Source organism: Staphylococcus sp. GDY8P72P (assembly GCF_016890655.1).
In the GTDB taxonomy this organism is placed as follows: domain Bacteria; phylum Bacillota; class Bacilli; order Staphylococcales; family Staphylococcaceae; genus Staphylococcus; species Staphylococcus arlettae.
The window spans coordinates 121,053-141,019 of the sequence record NZ_JAFEQJ010000006.1 but is presented as its reverse complement, the minus strand read 5'-3'; the positions used below and the strand labels follow the sequence as shown (position 1 = coordinate 141,019).

The 19,967-nt window shown below is 33.3% G+C and carries 19 protein-coding genes; all 19 read right to left on the bottom strand.

Features of this window, described 5'->3' with window-relative positions; genetic code table 11:
* Positions 1-56: 56 nt before the first annotated feature.
* The 19 genes from JVU85_RS01885 to accB all read right to left on the bottom strand — a co-directional run bounded on the left by JVU85_RS01885 (position 57) and on the right by accB (position 19,874).
* Complete coding sequence (locus tag JVU85_RS01885) at positions 57-1,706, bottom strand: glycoside hydrolase family 13 protein (RefSeq protein ID WP_103387875.1); 1,650 nt, start codon at positions 1,704-1,706, stop codon at positions 57-59.
* A 149-nt stretch (positions 1,707-1,855) separates the two neighbouring features.
* Entirely contained in the window at positions 1,856-3,265 is a 1,410-nt protein-coding gene (gndA, locus tag JVU85_RS01880) for an NADP-dependent phosphogluconate dehydrogenase (RefSeq protein ID WP_002509724.1), read from the bottom strand.
* A 74-nt stretch (positions 3,266-3,339) separates the two neighbouring features.
* A complete protein-coding gene (locus JVU85_RS01875; protein WP_151508051.1) occupies positions 3,340-4,467 on the bottom strand; it encodes a M20/M25/M40 family metallo-hydrolase in 1,128 nt (375 codons plus the stop codon).
* Positions 4,468-4,817: 350 nt separating this feature from the next.
* Entirely contained in the window at positions 4,818-5,804 is a 987-nt protein-coding gene (locus tag JVU85_RS01870; RefSeq protein ID WP_002509726.1) for an aromatic acid exporter family protein, read from the bottom strand.
* Between the two features lie 14 nt (positions 5,805-5,818).
* The gene (brxB, locus tag JVU85_RS01865; RefSeq protein WP_002509727.1) at positions 5,819-6,256 is read right to left on the bottom strand and encodes a bacilliredoxin BrxB; all 438 of its coding nucleotides are present in this window, start codon (positions 6,254-6,256) and stop codon (positions 5,819-5,821) included.
* 164 nt (positions 6,257-6,420) lie between these two features.
* The gene (locus tag JVU85_RS01860) at positions 6,421-7,680 is read right to left on the bottom strand and encodes a dihydrolipoamide acetyltransferase family protein (RefSeq protein ID WP_107373492.1); all 1,260 of its coding nucleotides are present in this window, start codon (positions 7,678-7,680) and stop codon (positions 6,421-6,423) included.
* Between the two features lie 12 nt (positions 7,681-7,692).
* Positions 7,693-8,676 carry an alpha-ketoacid dehydrogenase subunit beta gene (locus JVU85_RS01855; protein ID WP_204171756.1) on the bottom strand — a complete coding sequence of 328 codons (984 nt, stop codon included), beginning with the start codon at positions 8,674-8,676 and terminating at the stop codon, positions 7,693-7,695.
* Entirely contained in the window at positions 8,669-9,670 is a 1,002-nt protein-coding gene (locus tag JVU85_RS01850) for a thiamine pyrophosphate-dependent dehydrogenase E1 component subunit alpha (RefSeq protein ID WP_112368754.1), read from the bottom strand. The genes JVU85_RS01855 and JVU85_RS01850 overlap by 8 nt, the downstream gene beginning before the upstream one ends.
* Before the next feature lie 18 nt (positions 9,671-9,688).
* Complete coding sequence (gene lpdA / locus JVU85_RS01845; protein ID WP_142019643.1) at positions 9,689-11,110, bottom strand: dihydrolipoyl dehydrogenase; 1,422 nt, start codon at positions 11,108-11,110, stop codon at positions 9,689-9,691.
* Positions 11,111-11,380: 270 nt separating this feature from the next.
* Entirely contained in the window at positions 11,381-12,280 is a 900-nt protein-coding gene (locus tag JVU85_RS01840; protein WP_204171757.1) for a phosphate acyltransferase, read from the bottom strand.
* A 61-nt stretch (positions 12,281-12,341) separates the two neighbouring features.
* Positions 12,342-14,012 carry a DNA repair protein RecN gene (gene recN, locus JVU85_RS01835; protein WP_204171758.1) on the bottom strand — a complete coding sequence of 557 codons (1,671 nt, stop codon included), beginning with the start codon at positions 14,010-14,012 and terminating at the stop codon, positions 12,342-12,344.
* 21 nt (positions 14,013-14,033) lie between these two features.
* Positions 14,034-14,486, bottom strand: coding sequence for a transcriptional regulator AhrC/ArgR (gene ahrC, locus JVU85_RS01830; protein ID WP_002509735.1), 453 nt, complete (start codon positions 14,484-14,486; stop codon positions 14,034-14,036).
* 289 nt (positions 14,487-14,775) lie between these two features.
* Positions 14,776-15,660 (bottom strand): polyprenyl synthetase family protein, encoded by an 885-nt coding sequence (locus JVU85_RS01825; protein WP_002509736.1) that lies wholly within the window; start codon positions 15,658-15,660, stop codon positions 14,776-14,778.
* Positions 15,644-15,871: an exodeoxyribonuclease VII small subunit gene (locus JVU85_RS01820; protein WP_002509737.1), complete on the bottom strand. Its 228-nt coding sequence runs from the start codon at positions 15,869-15,871 to the stop codon at positions 15,644-15,646. The genes JVU85_RS01825 and JVU85_RS01820 overlap by 17 nt, the downstream gene beginning before the upstream one ends.
* Positions 15,864-17,201, bottom strand: a complete 1,338-nt coding sequence (gene xseA, locus JVU85_RS01815) for an exodeoxyribonuclease VII large subunit (protein WP_021459937.1) — start codon at positions 17,199-17,201, stop codon at positions 15,864-15,866. Before xseA ends, JVU85_RS01820 begins: the two co-directional genes overlap by 8 nt.
* Before the next feature lie 16 nt (positions 17,202-17,217).
* Positions 17,218-17,604, bottom strand: coding sequence for a transcription antitermination factor NusB (gene nusB, locus JVU85_RS01810; protein ID WP_002509739.1), 387 nt, complete (start codon positions 17,602-17,604; stop codon positions 17,218-17,220).
* A gap of 58 nt (positions 17,605-17,662) precedes the next feature.
* On the bottom strand, positions 17,663-18,037 hold the full coding sequence (locus JVU85_RS01805) for an Asp23/Gls24 family envelope stress response protein (protein WP_002509740.1): 375 nt from the start codon (positions 18,035-18,037) through the stop codon (positions 17,663-17,665).
* 11 nt (positions 18,038-18,048) lie between these two features.
* Positions 18,049-19,407, bottom strand: coding sequence for an acetyl-CoA carboxylase biotin carboxylase subunit (accC, locus tag JVU85_RS01800; RefSeq protein WP_021459936.1), 1,359 nt, complete (start codon positions 19,405-19,407; stop codon positions 18,049-18,051).
* Positions 19,407-19,874, bottom strand: a complete 468-nt coding sequence (accB, locus tag JVU85_RS01795; protein WP_021459935.1) for an acetyl-CoA carboxylase biotin carboxyl carrier protein — start codon at positions 19,872-19,874, stop codon at positions 19,407-19,409. Before accB ends, accC begins: the two co-directional genes overlap by 1 nt.
* Positions 19,875-19,967 lie beyond the last annotated feature (93 nt).

Below are 19,967 nucleotides of genomic sequence, written 5' to 3'. Positions count from 1 at the left end.
TGGGACGACGAAATCATTTTTACAAAATCAGATTTCTGTCCCACTCCCTGTTACCATTATAATTTAATTACTGCTGCTTCAAAAGGTCGTAAATTTTGTAAATCAATATCACCATCATAATTATGTAATATTGTTTGTGGTTTATTACTATTATTATCTAGCGATAACTGCGCATTTTTATCAGTTAAATTTCCAACTATTAAGTAAGTTATGTCATTTAATTTACGAGTATAAGCAAAAACCTGACTATTATTTTCATCAACTAAGTCAAACTGACCATAAGTGAACACATCATCCGACTTTTTAACTTTAATTAAGTCCTTATAGAAATTTAAAATTGAATCTGGATCTTCAAGTTGTTGTGCCACATTAATATCTTTATAGTTTGGATTTACTGGGAACCAAGGTTCAGCAGTTGAAAAGCCAGCATGTTTATCAGTGTTCCACTGCATAGGTGTCCGACCATTATCTCTGTTTTCCATTTTATGTTTGTGTAACAAGGCTTCTGTGTCGCCACCTTGAGCTTTAACAATATTATATTCATTTATAACTGCAACATCATTAAAGGTTTCAATATGCTCGAAAGGATAGTTAGTCATACCTATTTCTTGTCCTTGATAAATGAATGGTGTCCCTTGTTGTAGGAAATAGACGATTGCATGGCTTGTTGCAGATTCATACCAAAATTGTTGATCATCTCCCCAAGTTGATACTCGGCGTGGTTGATCATGATTTTCGATAAATAAGGCATTCCAACCGTTATTTTCTAGACGTTTTTGCCATGTAGCTAAAACATTTTTATATGCTAATACATCAAAGCTACTTTCCCCTGTTTGCCATAATCCTAAATGTTCAAATTGGAAAATCATATCGAATTTACCTTCATTTTCACCAACCCACAGGTGTGCATCAGCGGGGCTAACACCATTAGCTTCACCAACAGTCATAATATCATAATGATCTAAGCTACCCTCTTTGACTTCTTGTAACCATGTATGAATACCTGGTTGATTCATTGCAGCATCAAAAGCTGGTGCAAATTTCTGCTGATTCGTTGTTGGTAAATTGCCTTTGTCGAATGACTTTTTAATATGAGTGATTGCATCTACTCTAAAACCATCAATTCCTTTATCAAACCACCAATTCATCATTGAAATGACAGCTTGTCGCACTTCTGGATTTTCCCAATTCAAATCAGGTTGTTTTTTGCTGAATAAATGGAAATAATATTGCTCAGTTTTTTGATCATATTCCCATGTAGAACCATTAAAAATACTTTCCCAATTGTTTGGCTCACTACCATCTGGTTGTGGATCTTGCCAAATATACCAATCCCTTTTAGCATTAGTTTTACTGGAACGTGATTCGATAAACCATGGATGTTCATCGGAAGTATGATTAACAACTAAATCTAGAATTAACCTCATCCCTTTATTATGCACAGCTTCTAACAAAGCATCAAATTCAGCCATAGTACCAAATTCATCCATAATATCAAAGTAATCACTAATATCGTAACCATTATCATCATTTGGCGATTTGTACATTGGGGATAACCAAATAATATCGATCCCTAAGTCTACTAAATAATCTAATTTAGCAATTAGTCCATTTAAATCACCTATACCGTCGTTATTTGAGTCATTAAAACTTCTTGGATAAACTTGATAGGCAACTGCTTCTTTCCACCATTTTTTAGTCGTCATTTTAGACCTCCGTTTTAAAATAGATTAATTAAAATATGTATAGATATGGATTGAAACATTAATTATATAAAAATAGTTTAAGAAATGTAATCGATTCCATATATGTTGAAAAGCAAAGCACTCTCAATGAGTGCTTATGCTAAATATAATTAGTCTTCAATCCATTGTGTATGGTAAACACCTTCACGGTCTTTACGTTCATAAGTGTGTGCACCAAAATAGTCACGTTGTGCTTGGATTAAGTTTGCTGGTAAGTCTTCAGAGCGGTAACTATCATAATAGTTAATGCTTGCTGAGAAACCAGGTGTTGGTACACCATTTTGCACACCAGTTGCAACTACATCACGTAGTGCATCTTGATAATTTGTTACGATATCTTTAAAGTATGGATCTAGTAATAAATTTTGTAAGTTTGAATCATTATCATACGCATCTTTAATTTTTTGTAGGAATTGAGCGCGAATGATACAACCTTCTCTCCAAATCATAGCTAAATCGCCTAATTTTAAATTCCAGTCGTTGTCTTCACTAGCTTTTTTCATTTGTGTGAAACCTTGTGCATATGAACAAATTTTACTCATATATAAAGCTTTACGAATTTTTTCAAGGAATTCCTCTTTATTACCTGTAAAGTTTGCACTAGGACCATTTAATTGTTTAGACGCATTTACACGTTCTTCTTTTATAGAAGAGATAAATCTTGCAAATACTGATTCAGTAATGATTGTTAATGGAATACCTAATTCTAATGCGTTAATAGATGTCCATTTACCAGTACCTTTTTGTCCAGCAGTATCTAATATTTTTTCAACAAGTGCTTCATCAGAACCTTCGTCAAGTTTTGTGAAGATATCACCAGTGATTTCGATTAAGTAACTAGAAAGTTCTCCTGCATTCCAGTCTTTGAATGTGTTAGAAATTTCTTCATGAGACATTCCTAATAAATCTTTCATCATTGCATAGCTTTCAGCAATTAATTGCATGTCAGCGTATTCGATACCATTATGTACCATTTTTACATAGTGGCCAGCGCCATTAGGGCCAATATAAGCAACACATGGTGCGCCATCTTTAGCTTTTGCTGAGATAGATTCAAGGATATCACTTACTTTATCAAATGCTTCTTTTTGTCCACCTGGCATTAAAGAAGGACCTGTTAATGCTCCTACTTCACCACCTGATACACCCATACCAATAAAGTTAACGCCGCTTTCAGCTAAAGCTTTATTACGTCTAATTGTATCTTGATAGTTTGTATTACCACCATCAATAAGAATGTCGTCGTTATCTAATAACGGTAATAAGCTATCTATTGTTGCATCTGTAGCTGGACCAGCTTTGACCATCAATAGAATCTTGCGGGGTTTTTCTAAAGAATTAACAAACTCTTCAATTGAATATGTTGGATGGATATTTTTACCTTCGGATTCTTTTACCATTTCATCTGTTTTTTCAGATGAACGATTGAATACTGAAACGCTATTACCACGTGATTCAATATTCCAAGCAAGGTTTTTACCCATTACTGCTAAACCTACTACACCAATTTGTTGTGTCATATTACTAACCTCTCTTATTAAAGTTTACATGTTTATTGTATCACAAAGCAGTAATCACATCACTAAATGAGTTTCTAACCTTGATTAGCAATTTGTGTGATTTTAAGTAACTGCTGAGCTAATGCTGTTAACGATTTTATCTCCATACGTTCTTCAGTTGTGTGTATAAATTCATAACCAACACCTAAAATCACTGTAGGAATACCATAGCCATTAATAATATTACCGTCGGATCCACCTCCAGCAATAACTGTTTGTGGTTCTAAATTTAATTGTGTTGCACTGGACTGTGCTACTTGTGTAACTTTACTTTGGTCATCAATTTTAAAACCTGTGTAGGTTTGGTATGTCTCTACTGTTGCTGAGCTTCCGTAATTCGTAGCGGTCGCTTCAAATATTTTTTTCATATGATTAATTTGAGCTTCTACTTTTTGTGGAGAATGGGAACGTGCTTCTGCTTGTAAAGTTACTTTATCTGCAACGACATTTGTTGCAGAGCCACCTTCAAAACGACCAATATTTGCTGTCGTTTCATGGTCAATTTGACCTAAATGCATATTGCTAATGGCTTTTGCAGCTATGTTAATAGCACTTATTCCTTTATTTGGTGTACTTGCATGTGCCTTTTTACCATGTATTGTTGCTACTAATTTCATTTGTGTCGGGGCACCTATAACAGTAGTACCGACAGGAACACTGGCATCTACTGCATAACCGTATTCTGCATCTAATAATGTACTATCTAATACTTTAGCGCCTTCTAGCCCAGATTCTTCACCTACAGTTATAATAAACTGTATTTGTCCGTGTGCAATATCATAATCTTGTAATGTATGTATTAATTCTAAGATTGCAGCTATGCCAGCTTTATCATCTGCGCCTAAAACTGTAGTACCATCAGAATAAATATATCCGTCTTCACTTATTACTGGCTTGATGTTTTTACCTGGTGCCACGGTATCCATATGACTAGTAAAGTAAATTTTATCGCTATTGTCATGTGCATTATATGGTGCTAATGTACAAATTAAATTATTGGCTCCGAGATATTCGTATGACCCGGCGTTATCTTCTGTGACTTGCACATGTAATTGTCGGAAGTATGATTTTAAATATTCTTGAATCGATGCTTCATATCCCGATTCAGAATTAATCTTAACTAAATCTAAAAAATTATTAATTAAACGTTCTTGATTGATCATAGTTCCACTCCTAAAATATGTGTTTCTGCATAGTATTAGTATTATAGTCATTATTGTTAAGTGTAAACAAAATTAGTCATTTACGAAACATATTTGATTACTTCCATTCATCAGCAATATATTATAAAATATGCTTATATTAACAATTAGAGTAAACTATGTATTGTGGATAAGATATTATAAGTTTTACGGAGGAATTTTAAGTGAATAATAATAAAGTATTAAGAGTTATCATTGTGGTCATGCTCGTTGCAGTAGTATTAGCTTTGATTTTATCAAGTTTTGCTCCAATGATGGGATAGTAATTAAAAAGAACCTAAGTGAATTAATGTTACTCACTTAGGTTCTTTTTATGCACTGTGTGATTCATGATGCATTTTTAATGATCCGAAATCTGATTTGATTAGTAAATATTCTTCCAATTCATTTAACAACTGCATAAGACTAGCTCTTGTTTGTAATGCGTTTTGTGATTGTGGTAAAGGCATTTTGTCTAATTCAAGTCGAATTTCATATAATGAATGTAAACGCAGTAATGTATAATCATTACTATTCACATTTTCGGCTATTTCTAATAATAAGTTACTTAATTGGTCTAATAATAAATCTGAACACTCTATATTTTGTAACATGTTTTGAATTCTGCGTAACAAATCAAGCTGCTCCTCACGCATATCAAAATAATGATAATATGAGTTTTCATTTCTGCCAAAATGATTTTTAACATCTCTAAAAGCAAGTGATTTTGCTTTTTTGATGGTAAATTGGATTTGAGAAAACGATAAATCTAATGAACGGCTTGGATCTCTACATACTTCGCTATATGTTTTAAAAACTTCTGTAAAATAATCTTCAATTTCATGCTTATATTGTTTTAAATTTTTATCTAAGCTTGGCATAATCATATTCATTAAAAAGGCTATACCTAAACCTACAATTAATAATAAAATCTCATTGAAAAATAAATTTATATCAATAGTTTGTGCGTTAAAGACATGAAGCAAGATTACGCAACTGGTTACTATGCCTTCTTGAACCTTTAAAACTACTGTTAGCGGTATAAAAAACAGTACGATAAGACCTAGTATTAGTGCGTGTTGTCCGAAGTAATTAAAAATAATTGAACCAAATATTAATATTAGCGTACAACATACAAAACGTGAAGCTATTGCTTGTACAGAATGAACTTTTGTATGCTTTATGCAAAGTACAACTAAAATGGCACTAGAAGAAAAATTATCTAACCCTAACAGTTGTGCAATAATAATTCCTAGTGCCATTCCAATGGCCGTCTTTATCGTCCTAAATCCTATTTTATATGGATTTAAACGTGGCATGATATTTGGCCTCTTTATCTTTCTTCGCAGTATTTATCGAATAAAGATTGTAATTGCGTAATAACATCCATCACATCGTGACCTTCTATTTGATGACGTTCTATCATTTCAGTAATTTGTCCATCTTTAATTAATGCAAATGATGGACTTGAAGGTGCATAACCTTCAAAGTAATCACGTGCTTGTTGTGTTGCTTCTTTATCTTGACCAGCAAAAACAGTCACTAGGCGATCCGGGAGCGTATCATAGTGTAGAGAATGAGCGGCTGCTGGACGAGCCATACCACCTGCACATCCGCAGACTGAGTTTACCATTACTAAAGTAGTGCCATCTTGTTGTAATACTTTATCTACTTCTTCAGCAGACGTTAATTGTTCATATCCCGCTTCGACCATTTCGTTTCTAGCTTGGTCTACGACATCATTCATATATAAATCGAAATTTAAATCCATAACCAGGTCACCTTCCATATCTTTATTAATATCATTATTTTACTAATTTCTTGGTAATTGTTCAACCCGCGTGTTTCACATGCATAAAAATAGGAGTGAGATATAAGAACAATTTGTATCGTTTCTTAATCTCGCTCCAATAAAGATTTTTTAATTAGTTTTGCTTAAAATATACTTGTGTTTTCAATTGAATATTGTTCGATACGTGATTTTACATAATTCATAAATCTACCAGCTTGTAAGCCATCTAAAATACGATGATCAATAGATAAACATAAATTAACCATATTTCGAATAGCAATCATATCATCAATTACGACAGGCTTTTTGATAATTGATTCAATTTGTAGAATTGCTGCTTGTGGATGATTAATAATGCCCATCGATGATACTGAACCAAATGTTCCAGTATTGTTAACGGTGAATGTACCACCTTTCATATCTTCGCTACGTAATTTTTTATAGCGTGCTTTTTGGGCTAAATCATTTACTTCGCGAGCAATACCCTTGATTGATTTTTCATCAGCATTTTTAATTACAGGTACATATAATTTATCTTCATCAGCAACTGCAATAGAAATATTCACATCTTTATGAATAACAATTTCATCATTTTGCCAGCTACTATTTAACAACGGAAATGCTTTTAATGCCTCTGCAACAGCTTTTACAAAGAATGCAAAGAATGTAATATTGTAACCTTCTTTTGCTTTAAAACTTTCTTTATGATAATTTCTCGTATTTACTAGATTAGTAGCATCTGCTTCAATCATCATCCATGCATGTGGAATTTCATTAACGCTATTGACCATGTTTTGCGCGATTTGTCTACGTACACCATTTACTGGAATAGAGGAACCAGCCTGTTGTGTAGCTATGCTGCTTTGGTCATCGACAGTTGGCGTCGGCGCATTAACAAAATGCGAAGCCTCTTTAGCTGTACCTTCCTTAATGGCCTTTTCAATATCTTTTTTCGTGACACGTCCTTCAAATCCAGTCCCTACAACTTGTGATAAGTTAATTTCATTTTCAGATGCAAGTTTAAATACTACAGGTGAAAAGCGCCCATTATTATTCGGTTTAGTAGAATCTTGTTGAACTGACTCTGTTTCAGATGGAGTTTCAGTAGGTGTTGATGTTGTAACCTCTTCATTATTAGCTGTAGTTGATGCTTCTTCCGTAGACGCTTCATTTTCTACTGCCAAGTGACAGATCACTGCTCCAACTTCTACAACTTCACCTTCATTCACAGTAATTTCTGTAATAGTTCCGGCATATGACGATGGCACTTCCGCAGTAACTTTATCTGTTATAACTTCACATAACGGGTCATATTCTTCTACAGTGTCACCGACCGATACTAACCATTGTTCAATTGTACCTTCATGCACACTTTCACCTAGTTTAGGCATTTTAATTTCCATTGTGCGGCCTCCTTAGTATTCTGCTAGTTCTCGCATTTTTATTTGTATTTTGTCAGGATTCATCATAAATTCATCTTCTAACGGTGGAGAAAATGGCATAGATGGTACATCTGGTCCTGCAAGACGCATAATTGGCGCATCTAAATCAAACAAGCAATTTTCAGCGATTATAGCTGCTACTTCTGACATTACACTACCTTCTAAATTGTCTTCTGTAACGAGTAAGATTTTTCCTGTTTCTTTAGCTCTTGCGATAATTGTTTCTTTATCTAGTGGGTAAACTGTACGTAAATCAACAACTTCAACGCTTATATTTTCTTCGGCAAGCATGTCAGCGGCTTGAATACAATAATTTACACATAAACCATAAGTGAAAACAGTAATATCATTACCTTGTCGTTTAACATCAGCTTTACCAATTGGCACTGTGTAATAATCTTCAGGCACTTCTTCTTTCAATAAACGATACGCTTTTTTATGTTCAAAGTAGAGTACGGGATCATTTGATTCAATTGATGCTAATAACAACCCTTTTGCATCATAAGGATTTGAAGGAATAACAATTGTTAAACCAGGTGTAGAAGCGAAGACACTCTCGATACTTTGTGAATGATATAAGGCACCGTGAATACCACCACCAAATGGCGCGCGTATTGTTAAAGGACAACTCCAATCATTGTTAGAACGATATCTAACTTTAGCTGCCTCACTCATAATTTGATTGGTAGCTGGTAAAATATACTCAGCAAATTGTATTTCTGCAATTGGGCGTTTTCCCATCATTGCTGTTCCTACACCAGTTCCTACAATGTTAGACTCTGCTAACGGTGTATCGATGACACGTTCGCTGCCATATTTTTGTTGCAGACCTAATGTAGCACCAAAAACGCCACCTTTTAAACCAACATCCTCACCTAATATAAATACATTGTTATCTTTGTCCATAGCTTGGTCCATAGCTTGATGAATAGCTGCTAAGTAAGTTAATTTAGCCATTGTTGACGCTCCCTCCTTCATAGACATAACTATAAGTTTCTTCTGGAGATGGATATGGTGCTTTTTCTGCTTCTTTTGTTGCTTGATTGACAATCGATTTATGTTCTTGCTCTAAATCTTCTAACCATTGTTCGTCGATGATGCCTTCATTTAATAAAAATGCTCTAAATGATGCATTACAATCTTCTGTTTTCAAACTATCTAACTCTTCTTTAGAGCGATAGCCACTGTCATCATCATCAGAAGAATGTGCTGTCATACGTGTACACATTGCTTCGATGAGTGTTGAGCCGCCACCATTTAACGCACGTTCTCTTGCTTCTTTCATCACCTTATACATTGCAATTGGATCATTACCATCAACACGCTCACCGTGAATACCGTATCCGATAGCTCTATCAGATAATTTTTCCGCACCGTATTGTAATGACTCTGGCACAGAAATAGCATATTTGTTATTTTCAATAACACAAATAAATGGAAGTTTGTGAACGCCTGCAAAATTAAGTCCTTCATGAAAGTCTCCTTGGTTAGAAGTACCTTCACCTAAAGTTGCTAATGCAATATTAGCTTGTTTATCCATTTTTAATGATAATGCAGCTCCCACACCTTGTAAGACCTGTGTACCTACGGGCGAACTTTGTGATAATATGCCAATTTTTTTATTGCTGAAGTGTGCTGGCATTTGCTTACCACCTGAATTAATATCGTCACGTTTACCAAATGCAGAAAGCATTGTATCAAGTGGTGACATTCCTAAGTAAGTAACAAGTGCTAAATCTCTATAATAAGGTGCAGAAATATCACCATCTTTCATCGCTAAGCCCATACCTATTTGTGCTGCTTCTTGACCTTGACAACTTATGACAAAAGGTATTTTACCGGCACGATTAAGTAACCACATACGTTCATCTAATTTACGACCTAAGTCCATCCATTTATACATTAATTTTAAGTCTTCTGTTGAAAGACCTACATCTTTATAATCAAACATGAAATTTCTTCCTCCTTATTAAACGTGAATTGATCGATTTTCAACCTTTAAGCCTAACTCCATTAATACTTCTGACAATGACGGGTGAGCATGTGTTGTTAAACCAAGTTCTAATGTTGAGCCATTCATAAATTGTAACAATGATGCTTCATTGATTAATTCAGTTACATGCGGTCCTATCATATTAATACCTAATACAGTATCATGGTCTTGATCAATCACGATTTCACAAAAGCCACTTTGGTTTTTAGTATCTTCGATAACAGCTTTGCCAATTGCTTTAAATGGCACTTTTACTGCTTTAGCTTTGTAACCTTCTGCTTTGGCTTCTTCGACATTCAAACCTAACGAAGCAACTTCTGGTTGTGTATATATACATCTAGGCATAATTTGATAATTTATTGGTAAAGGCGTTTGGTCAAACATATGTTCAACAGCAACCATCCCTTCTTTAGAACCAACATGTGCTAGTTGTAATTTACCGACACAATCACCTGCAGCATAAATATGTTGGTCGGCTGTTTGTTGATAGTCATTTGTAATAATATGACCTTTATCTGTTGTTTGAATTTTTGTATTGTTTAATCCAATATCTTCAGTTCGAGGTTTGCGACCAATAGCAACTAATACTTTATCAAAACGTTGTTCAGATTCTGCAATTTTAATTTCAATTATATCATCTTGTTGTGAAATATCTTCTGCACTGAGCTGCACTTTTTCATGAAAAGTTACGCCTCGTGTTTCTAAATCTTGTTTTAGTGTTTTTGCGACAGTCTTACTTTCTGTCGGTGCGATTCGCTCACCTGCTTCAATAACAGTTACGTCTACACCAAAATCTGTCATCATCGATGCAAATTCTAAACCTATAACACCTGCACCAATAATTGCTAAATTTTGAGGAAGATTTTGTAAGTTAAGTATATCGTCACTCGAAAGAACAACTTGATGATCAAAAGGTAAAAATGGTAATGACAGAGGCTCAGAACCAGTAGCGATTAATACATTTGAGTTTGGTATTAATTCCGATTCCCCATCTTCATATTCAACGGAAATAGTACCACTTTGTGGTGAAAATAGAGATGGTCCTAATATACGACCATTTCCGTTAAATACGGCAATTTCATTGTATTTCATTAATTGTGAAACACCATTATGCATTTGTGATACGATTTCTTGTTTTCTCTCTTGTATTTTTTCATAATTAAGCTTAAATGAATCAACATCTACACCAAAATCGGATGCATGATTAATTGTGCGCATCACTTCTGCTGATTTGAGTAAGGCTTTAGTTGGAATACAACCTTTATGTAAGCATGTTCCCCCTAATAAGGAATTTTCTACTATAGCAACTTTTTTACCTAATTGAGTTGCTCTTATTGCAGCAACATAACCTGCAGTTCCTCCACCTAAAATTACTAAATCATATTGTTCTTTTGACATTATTTGTGCTCCTAACTAACATTTATTGACGTGACATTTCTTTTTTATCGTAAAATACAAGGAATGTGTAAACAATCAAGTTACCGCTAAAATCAACATATGTCACTTTGAATGAGTACATAGTGATTTTGCAGTATACAAAATGTATGTCTTTGTGTAATTTCTACTTTTGTTTTTTATATTAGTTATGTAAACATTTTCGTTTTATTATGTTTACAGTTTAACTTATTTTATTAATTTATAAAAATGATAGCAATTAAATTAATTTTGTTATTGCTTTTTGAGTCTTAAACTAAAATATAATGAATCTAACATATTGCTTTTGCTATCAGCTTTTGAAGTGGCAACGATTGGAAAATTAGTACCTAGTACTAAACTAACGACAGAAGCGTCCCCGAAATATGAAAATGACTTATATAGTGCATTTCCTACATCTATATTAGGCACAATCAATACATCAGCATCACCTGCTACTGGGGATTTTATTGATTTTCTTATTACGCTTTCCATACTTATAGCATTATCAAAAGCGAGTGGTCCATCTATTAATAAATATGGTCTTACACTTGTTGAAAAGTGTTGTGTTACTTCTTGTGCATCAACAGAAGAAGTGACTTGTGAGTCCACACCATCTACTGCAGATAACATAGCTACTTTTATTTTGCTATATCCTAAGTTTTGAGTGAATGTTAAAAGGTTATCAATAATTTTTATTTTATCAGACACTGTAGGATTGTTATTAATGGCCACATCGCTTAATAATAACATCTTATGGTACTTTGGTATATTAAAACAAGCTACATGGCTTAATATCTTATTGTTAAGTACTAATGATGGATATTGGTTGAGGAATGATATCAATTTTGTTGAATCAATATTCCCTTTCATCAATACTTTGATTTTACCGTTAATTAAATCGCTGGCAACAGTCTGAAACAAGTCAATTTCATTATCTAAAATTTGCGTAGATATACGTAATAAATATTGGGTATCAATATCAAAAGAACGCAATAACTCAGTTAAATCTGTAGTATCATACAGGTAAATATTTACGTTCGTTGATTTTAGAGCTTCAATTGCGACTGACATAATTTTCTCGTTATTGGGAAAAATGATTGCGACATTACCTTCTAAAGACGAAGTGTTTTGTACTAAATGTTGATATTGCATTACATTCAACACCTTTCAAGTGTATTAATAATACTCTCATTGGCATAGTGCTGGTTAGTATTTAACGATTTTGTTCAATCATTTCTTTTGCATTTTGTCTCGTGATTTCAGTTACATTAGCCCCAGATATCATACGAGCTACTTCATCAATACGTTTATCATCTGTTAGTTCAGTGACTTTTGATGTTGTTCTATCTTTATGTGCGACTTTACTTATAAGTAAATGATGATCACTCATTGTTGCAACTTGTGGTAAATGGGAAATGCAAATGACTTGTATATGTTGTGCAATTTCTCTCATTTTTTCTGCCATTTTTTGTGCAGCCTGTCCGGAAACACCTGAATCGACTTCATCAAATAAAATTGCAGTTTGGCCACGTGATTTAACAAATATACTTTTTAAAGCTAACATGATTCGGGATAATTCACCACCGGAAGCAATTTTATTTAAGCTTTTTAACGGTTCACCTTTGTTAGGGCTTATTAAAAATTCGACAAATTCTATACCTTCTATGTTCGGTTCATCTAATGGTTTAAAAGAAATTTCCAAATTAGCATCTTTCATTTGTAAATTTTGAATTTCCGCTACAATATGATCACGTAATGTTTGTGCTACAGCTCTACGTTCTTGTGATAGCGCCTTACCTTTAGATAATACTTGTTGATATAAGGATTGAATTTCTTCTCTTAACTGTGAAGTACTCTCTTCATAATTTTCTATTTTATTAATTTCGTTTTCTATTGTTGTTTGATAACGTATTAGTTCACTAATATCTTTACCATATTTTCTTTTTAAATTATTTAGTAAGTTCATACGTGACTCTAACTCGTTCAAATATTGTTCATCAAATTCAGTATTTGACAATTCATCATAAATTTGGTGTTTAGCATCTTCTAATGTGTAGTAAATTTGGTCCACATTTTCTTTTAGACTGTCATATTTGTTCGGTAATATATCATTAATAGTCTGTAATTGGTGGCTAAATTCATATAATCTATCTGTGATAGCATGTTCATCAGTTAAAGTCATATGAGCATTATTCAATGCTAAGTTTAGATTTTCAGAATTTTGAATACGTTTAATATCCATCTCTAATTGCTCTGTTTCACCTTCAACAAGGTTCGCTTCTAACAGTTCATCATTTTGAAATTTCAATAAATCTAAACGTTGTAATAATGCTTGATCTGCACTTTCCAAATCATGCAACTCTTTCTTTTTAGCTTTGTAAGCTTTAAAGGTCTGTGTATAATCATCAATTAATGATTTATACTGATCCTCTGCATAATGATCTAATAACTGTAGATGGTATTTTTGTTTAAGTAAAGTTTGCGTTTCATGTTGTCCGTGTATATCTAGCAATTCTTGCATTACTCTACGTAAGTCTTGTAACGTAACAATTTGATTATTGATTCTACACATACTTTTGCCAGAGCTGAAAATTTCTCGTTTAACTAGTAAAAAATCTTCCGTTGTATCTATAGCTAAATCATGCAACACAGCTATAGCTTCTTGACTATTATCAATATCAAAGATACCTTCTATAACCGCTTTTTTCTCACCGTGACGTACATAGTCAGATGAAGCTCTCATACCAATTAACTGGCCTATAGCATCAATAATAATTGATTTTCCAGCACCAGTTTCACCACTAAGTACAGTTAAGCCATCACCAAATTGAATTTCTAATTCATCAATGATGGCAAACTGTTTTATTGATAAGGTTTGCAACATTGTAAAATCACTTCCCTCTAACTATAATAAATTAAAGATTCTAGTTTTAATGTTTTCACTTGCCTCTTTATCACGACAAATAATCAAACAAGTATCATCACCACATATAGTACCCAATACTTCATCCCAAGCAATCTGGTCTAAAATTGCTCCAATTGATTGTGCATTACCAGGCAGTGTTTTAAGCACTAGTAAATTCTCTGTTCCATCAATGTTGACAAAAGAATCCATTAAATAGCGCCCTAGCTTTTCTAAAGGGTGGTATTTGCGGTCATTTGGTAAACTATAAACATATTGTCCTGTAGGCGTTGGAACTTTAATTAATTGTAATTCTTTAATATCTCTTGAAACAGTCGCTTGCGTAACATTTAATTCATATTCATTTAAGCGTTTAACAAGTTCATCTTGCGTTTCAATTTTTTCATTAGAAATAATTTCTCTAATTTTAATATGTCTAACTGACTTTTTAGCCATGATAACACCTCTATATACGAATATTTATACATTGATTTTATCATACAGCGATATTATCTACTACTAAGAATGTATATATAACATGGCAATTTAGTTAGATTCTTTACTGGCCAGTGTTTCTACCTGAAATAGTTGCTAATATAAATAAATTAACTGTATAAATATAAAATTGTTGTTTCGGTTAAATAAAAATAAAATAGGTTGGAATAAAAGTATATTAGTAATGGCTATATTGTAATACCATTATAATTGCTACAGTAATATACTTTATATCACAACCTATTATTAACTAGTGATCTCTATTAACGAATAGTTCAATGATATATTTCAAATTGGATGTATCATATTGTTGCTCAATTTGAGCTAAACAATCATAAGCAGCATCGGTGTGATGTTGTAGTTTTTCTTCAGCACCGTCTAATCCTAATAATGAAACATAAGTACTCTTATGATTTTCTAGATCACTTCCAACAGACTTACCTAACTTTTCTTCGTCTCCATATATATCTAGCAAGTCATCTTTGATTTGGAACATCAGTCCAATATGATCACTATATTCATACAATGCATCAGCAACATGATTTTCTACCTGTGCAATGTCAGAAGCAGCCATGACGGCAAATGTAATTAAGGCACCTGTTTTAGTTCTATGAATTTGTTCTAACGTAGCTAAATCAATTTGTATTTCTTGATTTTCGCTTTGCATGTCTAATGTTTGTCCGCCAACCATTCCTAAATGACCACTTGCTTGTGACAAGCGTTGTATTAATTTCAGTTTAACAGAGTCAGATAGTGTTTCGTCATGCGATACGACATCGAATGCTTTAGTTAATAAAGCGTCTCCAGCTAAGATCGCTTTCCATTCACCATAAACTTTATGATTAGTCAGTTTGCCTCTGCGATAATCATCATTGTCCATTGGTGGTAAGTCATCGTGAATTAATGAATAAGTATGAATCATTTCTAAGGCGAGTGCCGGTGATAATCCTTGTTCATGGTTACTAGTCAACATATCTAATGTTAATAAAAGTAAAACTGGGCGAATACGTTTGCCTCCAGCTTCCAATGAATAACTCATACTTTCTTCTAAGTTAGTTGATAAAGGTGATTGTGGTATTATAACTGCTATTGCATTATTAATTTCTTCAGTGAATGTGTTAACTTTTTGTTTCATTATCTTGTTCCTTTACTTCTTCGTCTTCTTTAATTAATTCATTGACTTTTTGTTCTGCATTTTTTAATGTTTCATCACAACTAGCAGAGAGTTTCATACCACGCTGATATAATTCTAATGACTCTTCTAAAGATACGTTCTCATTATCTAACTTTTGAACGATTGTTTCTAGTTCTTCCATCATTTCTTCAAAACTTTGTTTGTTACTCATCTTTACACCTAACTTTCTTTACTTGAGCCTCAACGATACCATCTTTCATTGTTAATTCAATATTATCATTTTCTTTTAAATCTTGTGTACTTGTAATTACTTGTTCATCTTTATTTACAATTGTATAACCACGCAACATTGTGTTAGTTGGACTTAAAGTATTAAGGTTATCCAATTTACTCGCAAGTGTTGTTTTTTTGTTATGGAGCTGAGCGTGAATAATTTTAGTTAATTCTTGTTGTTTTTGAAGCGTTTGATTACGATGTGTCACAATATTTTGTTTAAAAGTTTTTAAATTAAATTGACCTTTTAACAATGATAATTGTTGCTTATTATTTTGTAACGTTAGCTGCATATTCAATTTTAATTGTTTCTCTAAATCATCACGCTTTTGAATTTGCTGGTCATAAAGTAATGATGGTGTTTTAAATTTATAATAAGAAGCTGTATGTTCTAAATATTTACGTTGTTGTTGAACATGTTGTTTAATATTTCGTGTTAAAAATAATTTAACTTGGCGAAGCTGTTGATGCAATTCGTATTGATCAGGTGTAGCGATTACCGCTGCCTGTGTAGGCGTTGCTGCCCTAATATCAGCTACAAAATCACTTAAAGTAAAATCAGTTTCGTGTCCTACAGCAGAAATAATGGGCTTAGGACAATTAAATATTGCTTTGACAACTTCTTCTTCATTAAAGTTCCACAAATCTTCTATAGACCCGCCACCTCTACCAATGATGATAGTATCTACATCTAATGATTGAGCGTATTGAATCTTTTCAATGATATCTTGTTTAGCTTGTTCTCCTTGAACTAACGTACTGATTTGTACTTGCTCAGCAAGAGGATATCTATTATTAATCGTTGAATAAATATCACGAATTGCTGCACCTGTACTTGCTGTGAGAACAGCTATTTTTTTGGGGTACTTTGGTATCTCTTGTTTATGCCGTTCATCAAAATAACCCGCTTCAGATAATTTTTTCTTTAATGCTTCTAGTTTTTGATATAAATTTCCTACGCCATCCATATGCATTTTATTTACATATATTTGATAGTTTCCTCGACGCTCATAAACAGAGACACGCGCCTCAACTAATACTTGGTCGCCTTCCTTAGGTGTAAAATCTAGCTTTGCTGCAACGCCTTTGAACATCATCGCATTAATCACACTATTCTGGTCTTTAACATTGAAATACAAATGTCCGCTAGAATGCTTTTTAAAGTTGGACAATTCGCCTTTGATTAATACAGATTGTAAATGAGGGTCTTGATCAAATTTATATTTAATATATTTTGTTAAAGCAGAAACACTTAAATAGTCAGCCATGTTATCTACCACTCTTTTACTCAATATTACTTAATACACCATTAATGAATTTATAATGATCATCATCACTAAATTGTTTTGCCAATTCCACAGCTTCATTAATAACTACTTTTTTAGGTGTGTCACTTTGTAATAATTCAAAAGTTGCCATCCTTAAAATAATACGATCTGTTTTTAACAGTCTATCTAAAGTCCACTCTTTTAAATGGGGTTGGATTTTATCATCTAATACCGTTTCGTGATCTTTAACGCCTGTTACTAGCCAAGTAATAAAGTCGAAATCTAAGTCTTCATTTTCGTCTTTAATAAAGTTTATTGCCTCATTAATCGTCAGTGTATTATTTTTAATTTCAATTTGAAATAATGTTTGGAACGCTTGTGTTCTCGATTCTTTTCTACTCATTGTTAACTCCTTCAAGTGTCATTCTTTTATATCTACGGCTCAGTCACTAAATAACCTACTATTTATTATTTCCTTTGGCTGCAGCGATATGCGAAATGTGAATATTAATTTGCTTCGGTTCAATTGCAGTCATTGTAGTTAAAGCGTTATAAATAGCGTTTTGAATAGCTTTAGCTGTTTCAGAGATATTTACACCTTGTTCGAAAGCACAAAAGACATCGATATATAAATCTTCATCTTTAATTTCAATTTGGATTCCTTTATTTAATTGACGTTGCGTAATTTCATCAAAATTCGCATTTCTCAATTCTTTAAAATGACCATGTATACCTTTAATTTCAGATGTAGCTATACTTGCTGTAACTGCAAGTACCTCTGTTGAAATTTCTATATTTCCTAAATTAGACTGTGCATGTCCTGCAACTTTTACCATAAACAAACCTCCTAGTCTGTTTCTTCATCCATAATATTATGCGTTTCTAAGAATTTTGTATTAAATAAACCACTTCTAAATGTTTCGTTATTTAACAAGCGCATATGGAATGGAATTGTCGTGTCAATTCCTAAAACTACAAATTCTCCTAAAGCACGTAATCCAGTCATAATTGTTTCTTCTCGTGTAGGTTGATGTACTATAAGTTTAGCAACCATAGAATCATAGTATGGCGGGATTGTATAATCCGTATAACATGCAGATTCAATTCTAACTCCAAAGCCACCTGGCGTTAAATACTGTGTGATTTTACCTGGAGATGGCATGAAATTTTTGTATGGATTTTCTGCGTTGATACGAAATTCCATTGCGTGACCATTTATAACAACATCCTCTTGTTTGAAAGGTATCGCTTCGCCCATGGCCACTTTTAATTGTAATTTAACTAAATCGACGCCTGTGACCATCTCAGTTACTGGATGTTCAACTTGGATACGTGTATTCATTTCCATGAAATAAAAATTATTACTATCTAAATCAAAAATAAATTCAATTGTACCCGCATTTTCATAGTTAACTGCTTTAGCTGCGCGTATAGCTGCTTGTCCCATTTCCTCGCGCTTATCTTGCGTTAATATGGGTGATGGTGCTTCTTCGACTAGTTTTTGCATACGACGCTGTATTGTACAATCACGCTCACCTAAATGAACTACATTGCCAAACTTATCGCCTATGACTTGAATTTCTATGTGTCGGAAGTTTTCGATGAATTTTTCTAAATATAAACCCCCATTACCAAAAGCAGTTTCTGCTTCTTGTTGTGTCATCTTATAGCCATTTTCTAATTCTTTTTCATCACGAGCTACTCTGATGCCTTTACCGCCACCACCAGCGGTAGCTTTAATAATAACAGGATAACCTATTTTTTCAGCAATATCTTTTGCATCATCGATAGATTTAATTAATCCTTCGCTACCAGGAACAACTGGAACATCAGCTTTTTTCATTTCTTCTTTAGCAATGTCTTTAATTCCCATTTTTTGAATTGATTCATAATTAGGACCTATGAATTGCAATTGACATGCTTCGCATAATTCAGCAAAGTCTCCGTTTTCAGCTAAAAAACCGTACCCAGGGTGTACGCCATCACAACCAGTTGAAGTTGCAATAGAAAGAATATTTGCGATGTTTAAATATGAATCTTTGGATTGTGTTGGTCCAACGCAGTATGCTTCATCTGCTATTTGAGTATGTAATGCGTCTTTATCGCCTTCAGAATAAATAGCTACTGTTTGTAATCCTAATTCATGACATGCTCTAATAATTCTAACGGCAATTTCTCCGCGATTTGCTATTAAAATTTTATTCATTATTTCACCTTAAATAACGGCTGGCCATACTCAACCATTTGACCGTCTTCAACTAAGATTTCAGTAATTTCCCCGGTAACTTCAGCTTGAATTTCATTAAATAATTTCATTGCTTCTAAGATACATACTGTTGTGTCATTTGCTACAGTATCACCAACTTGTACATAGGCGCTTTCTTCTGGTGAAGGAGATTTATAAAATGTCCCTACCATTGGTGCATTAATTGTTTTCGCATCGCTATCATTAGATGTAGTTGTGGCATCCGTTGATGCACTAGGTAGTGTTGCTGGTGTTTCAGCTGGAGCAACTGATTGTTGAACAGGTTGTTGTGAAATTTGTGGTGTAATGATTTCAGTTTCTTTTTCTTTTTTAAGATTAATTACATTACCTTTATCTTCAATATTGATTTCAGTAAGACTTGATTGATCTAAAATTTCTATTAATTCCTTTATCTCTTTAAAATTCATAAATATAACTCCTTCAGAATGTTTTCATCTACCATGCTTATTTTACTTGACTAAAAAACGCAATTCAAGTATATGCACGTTGGTATTGCGTAT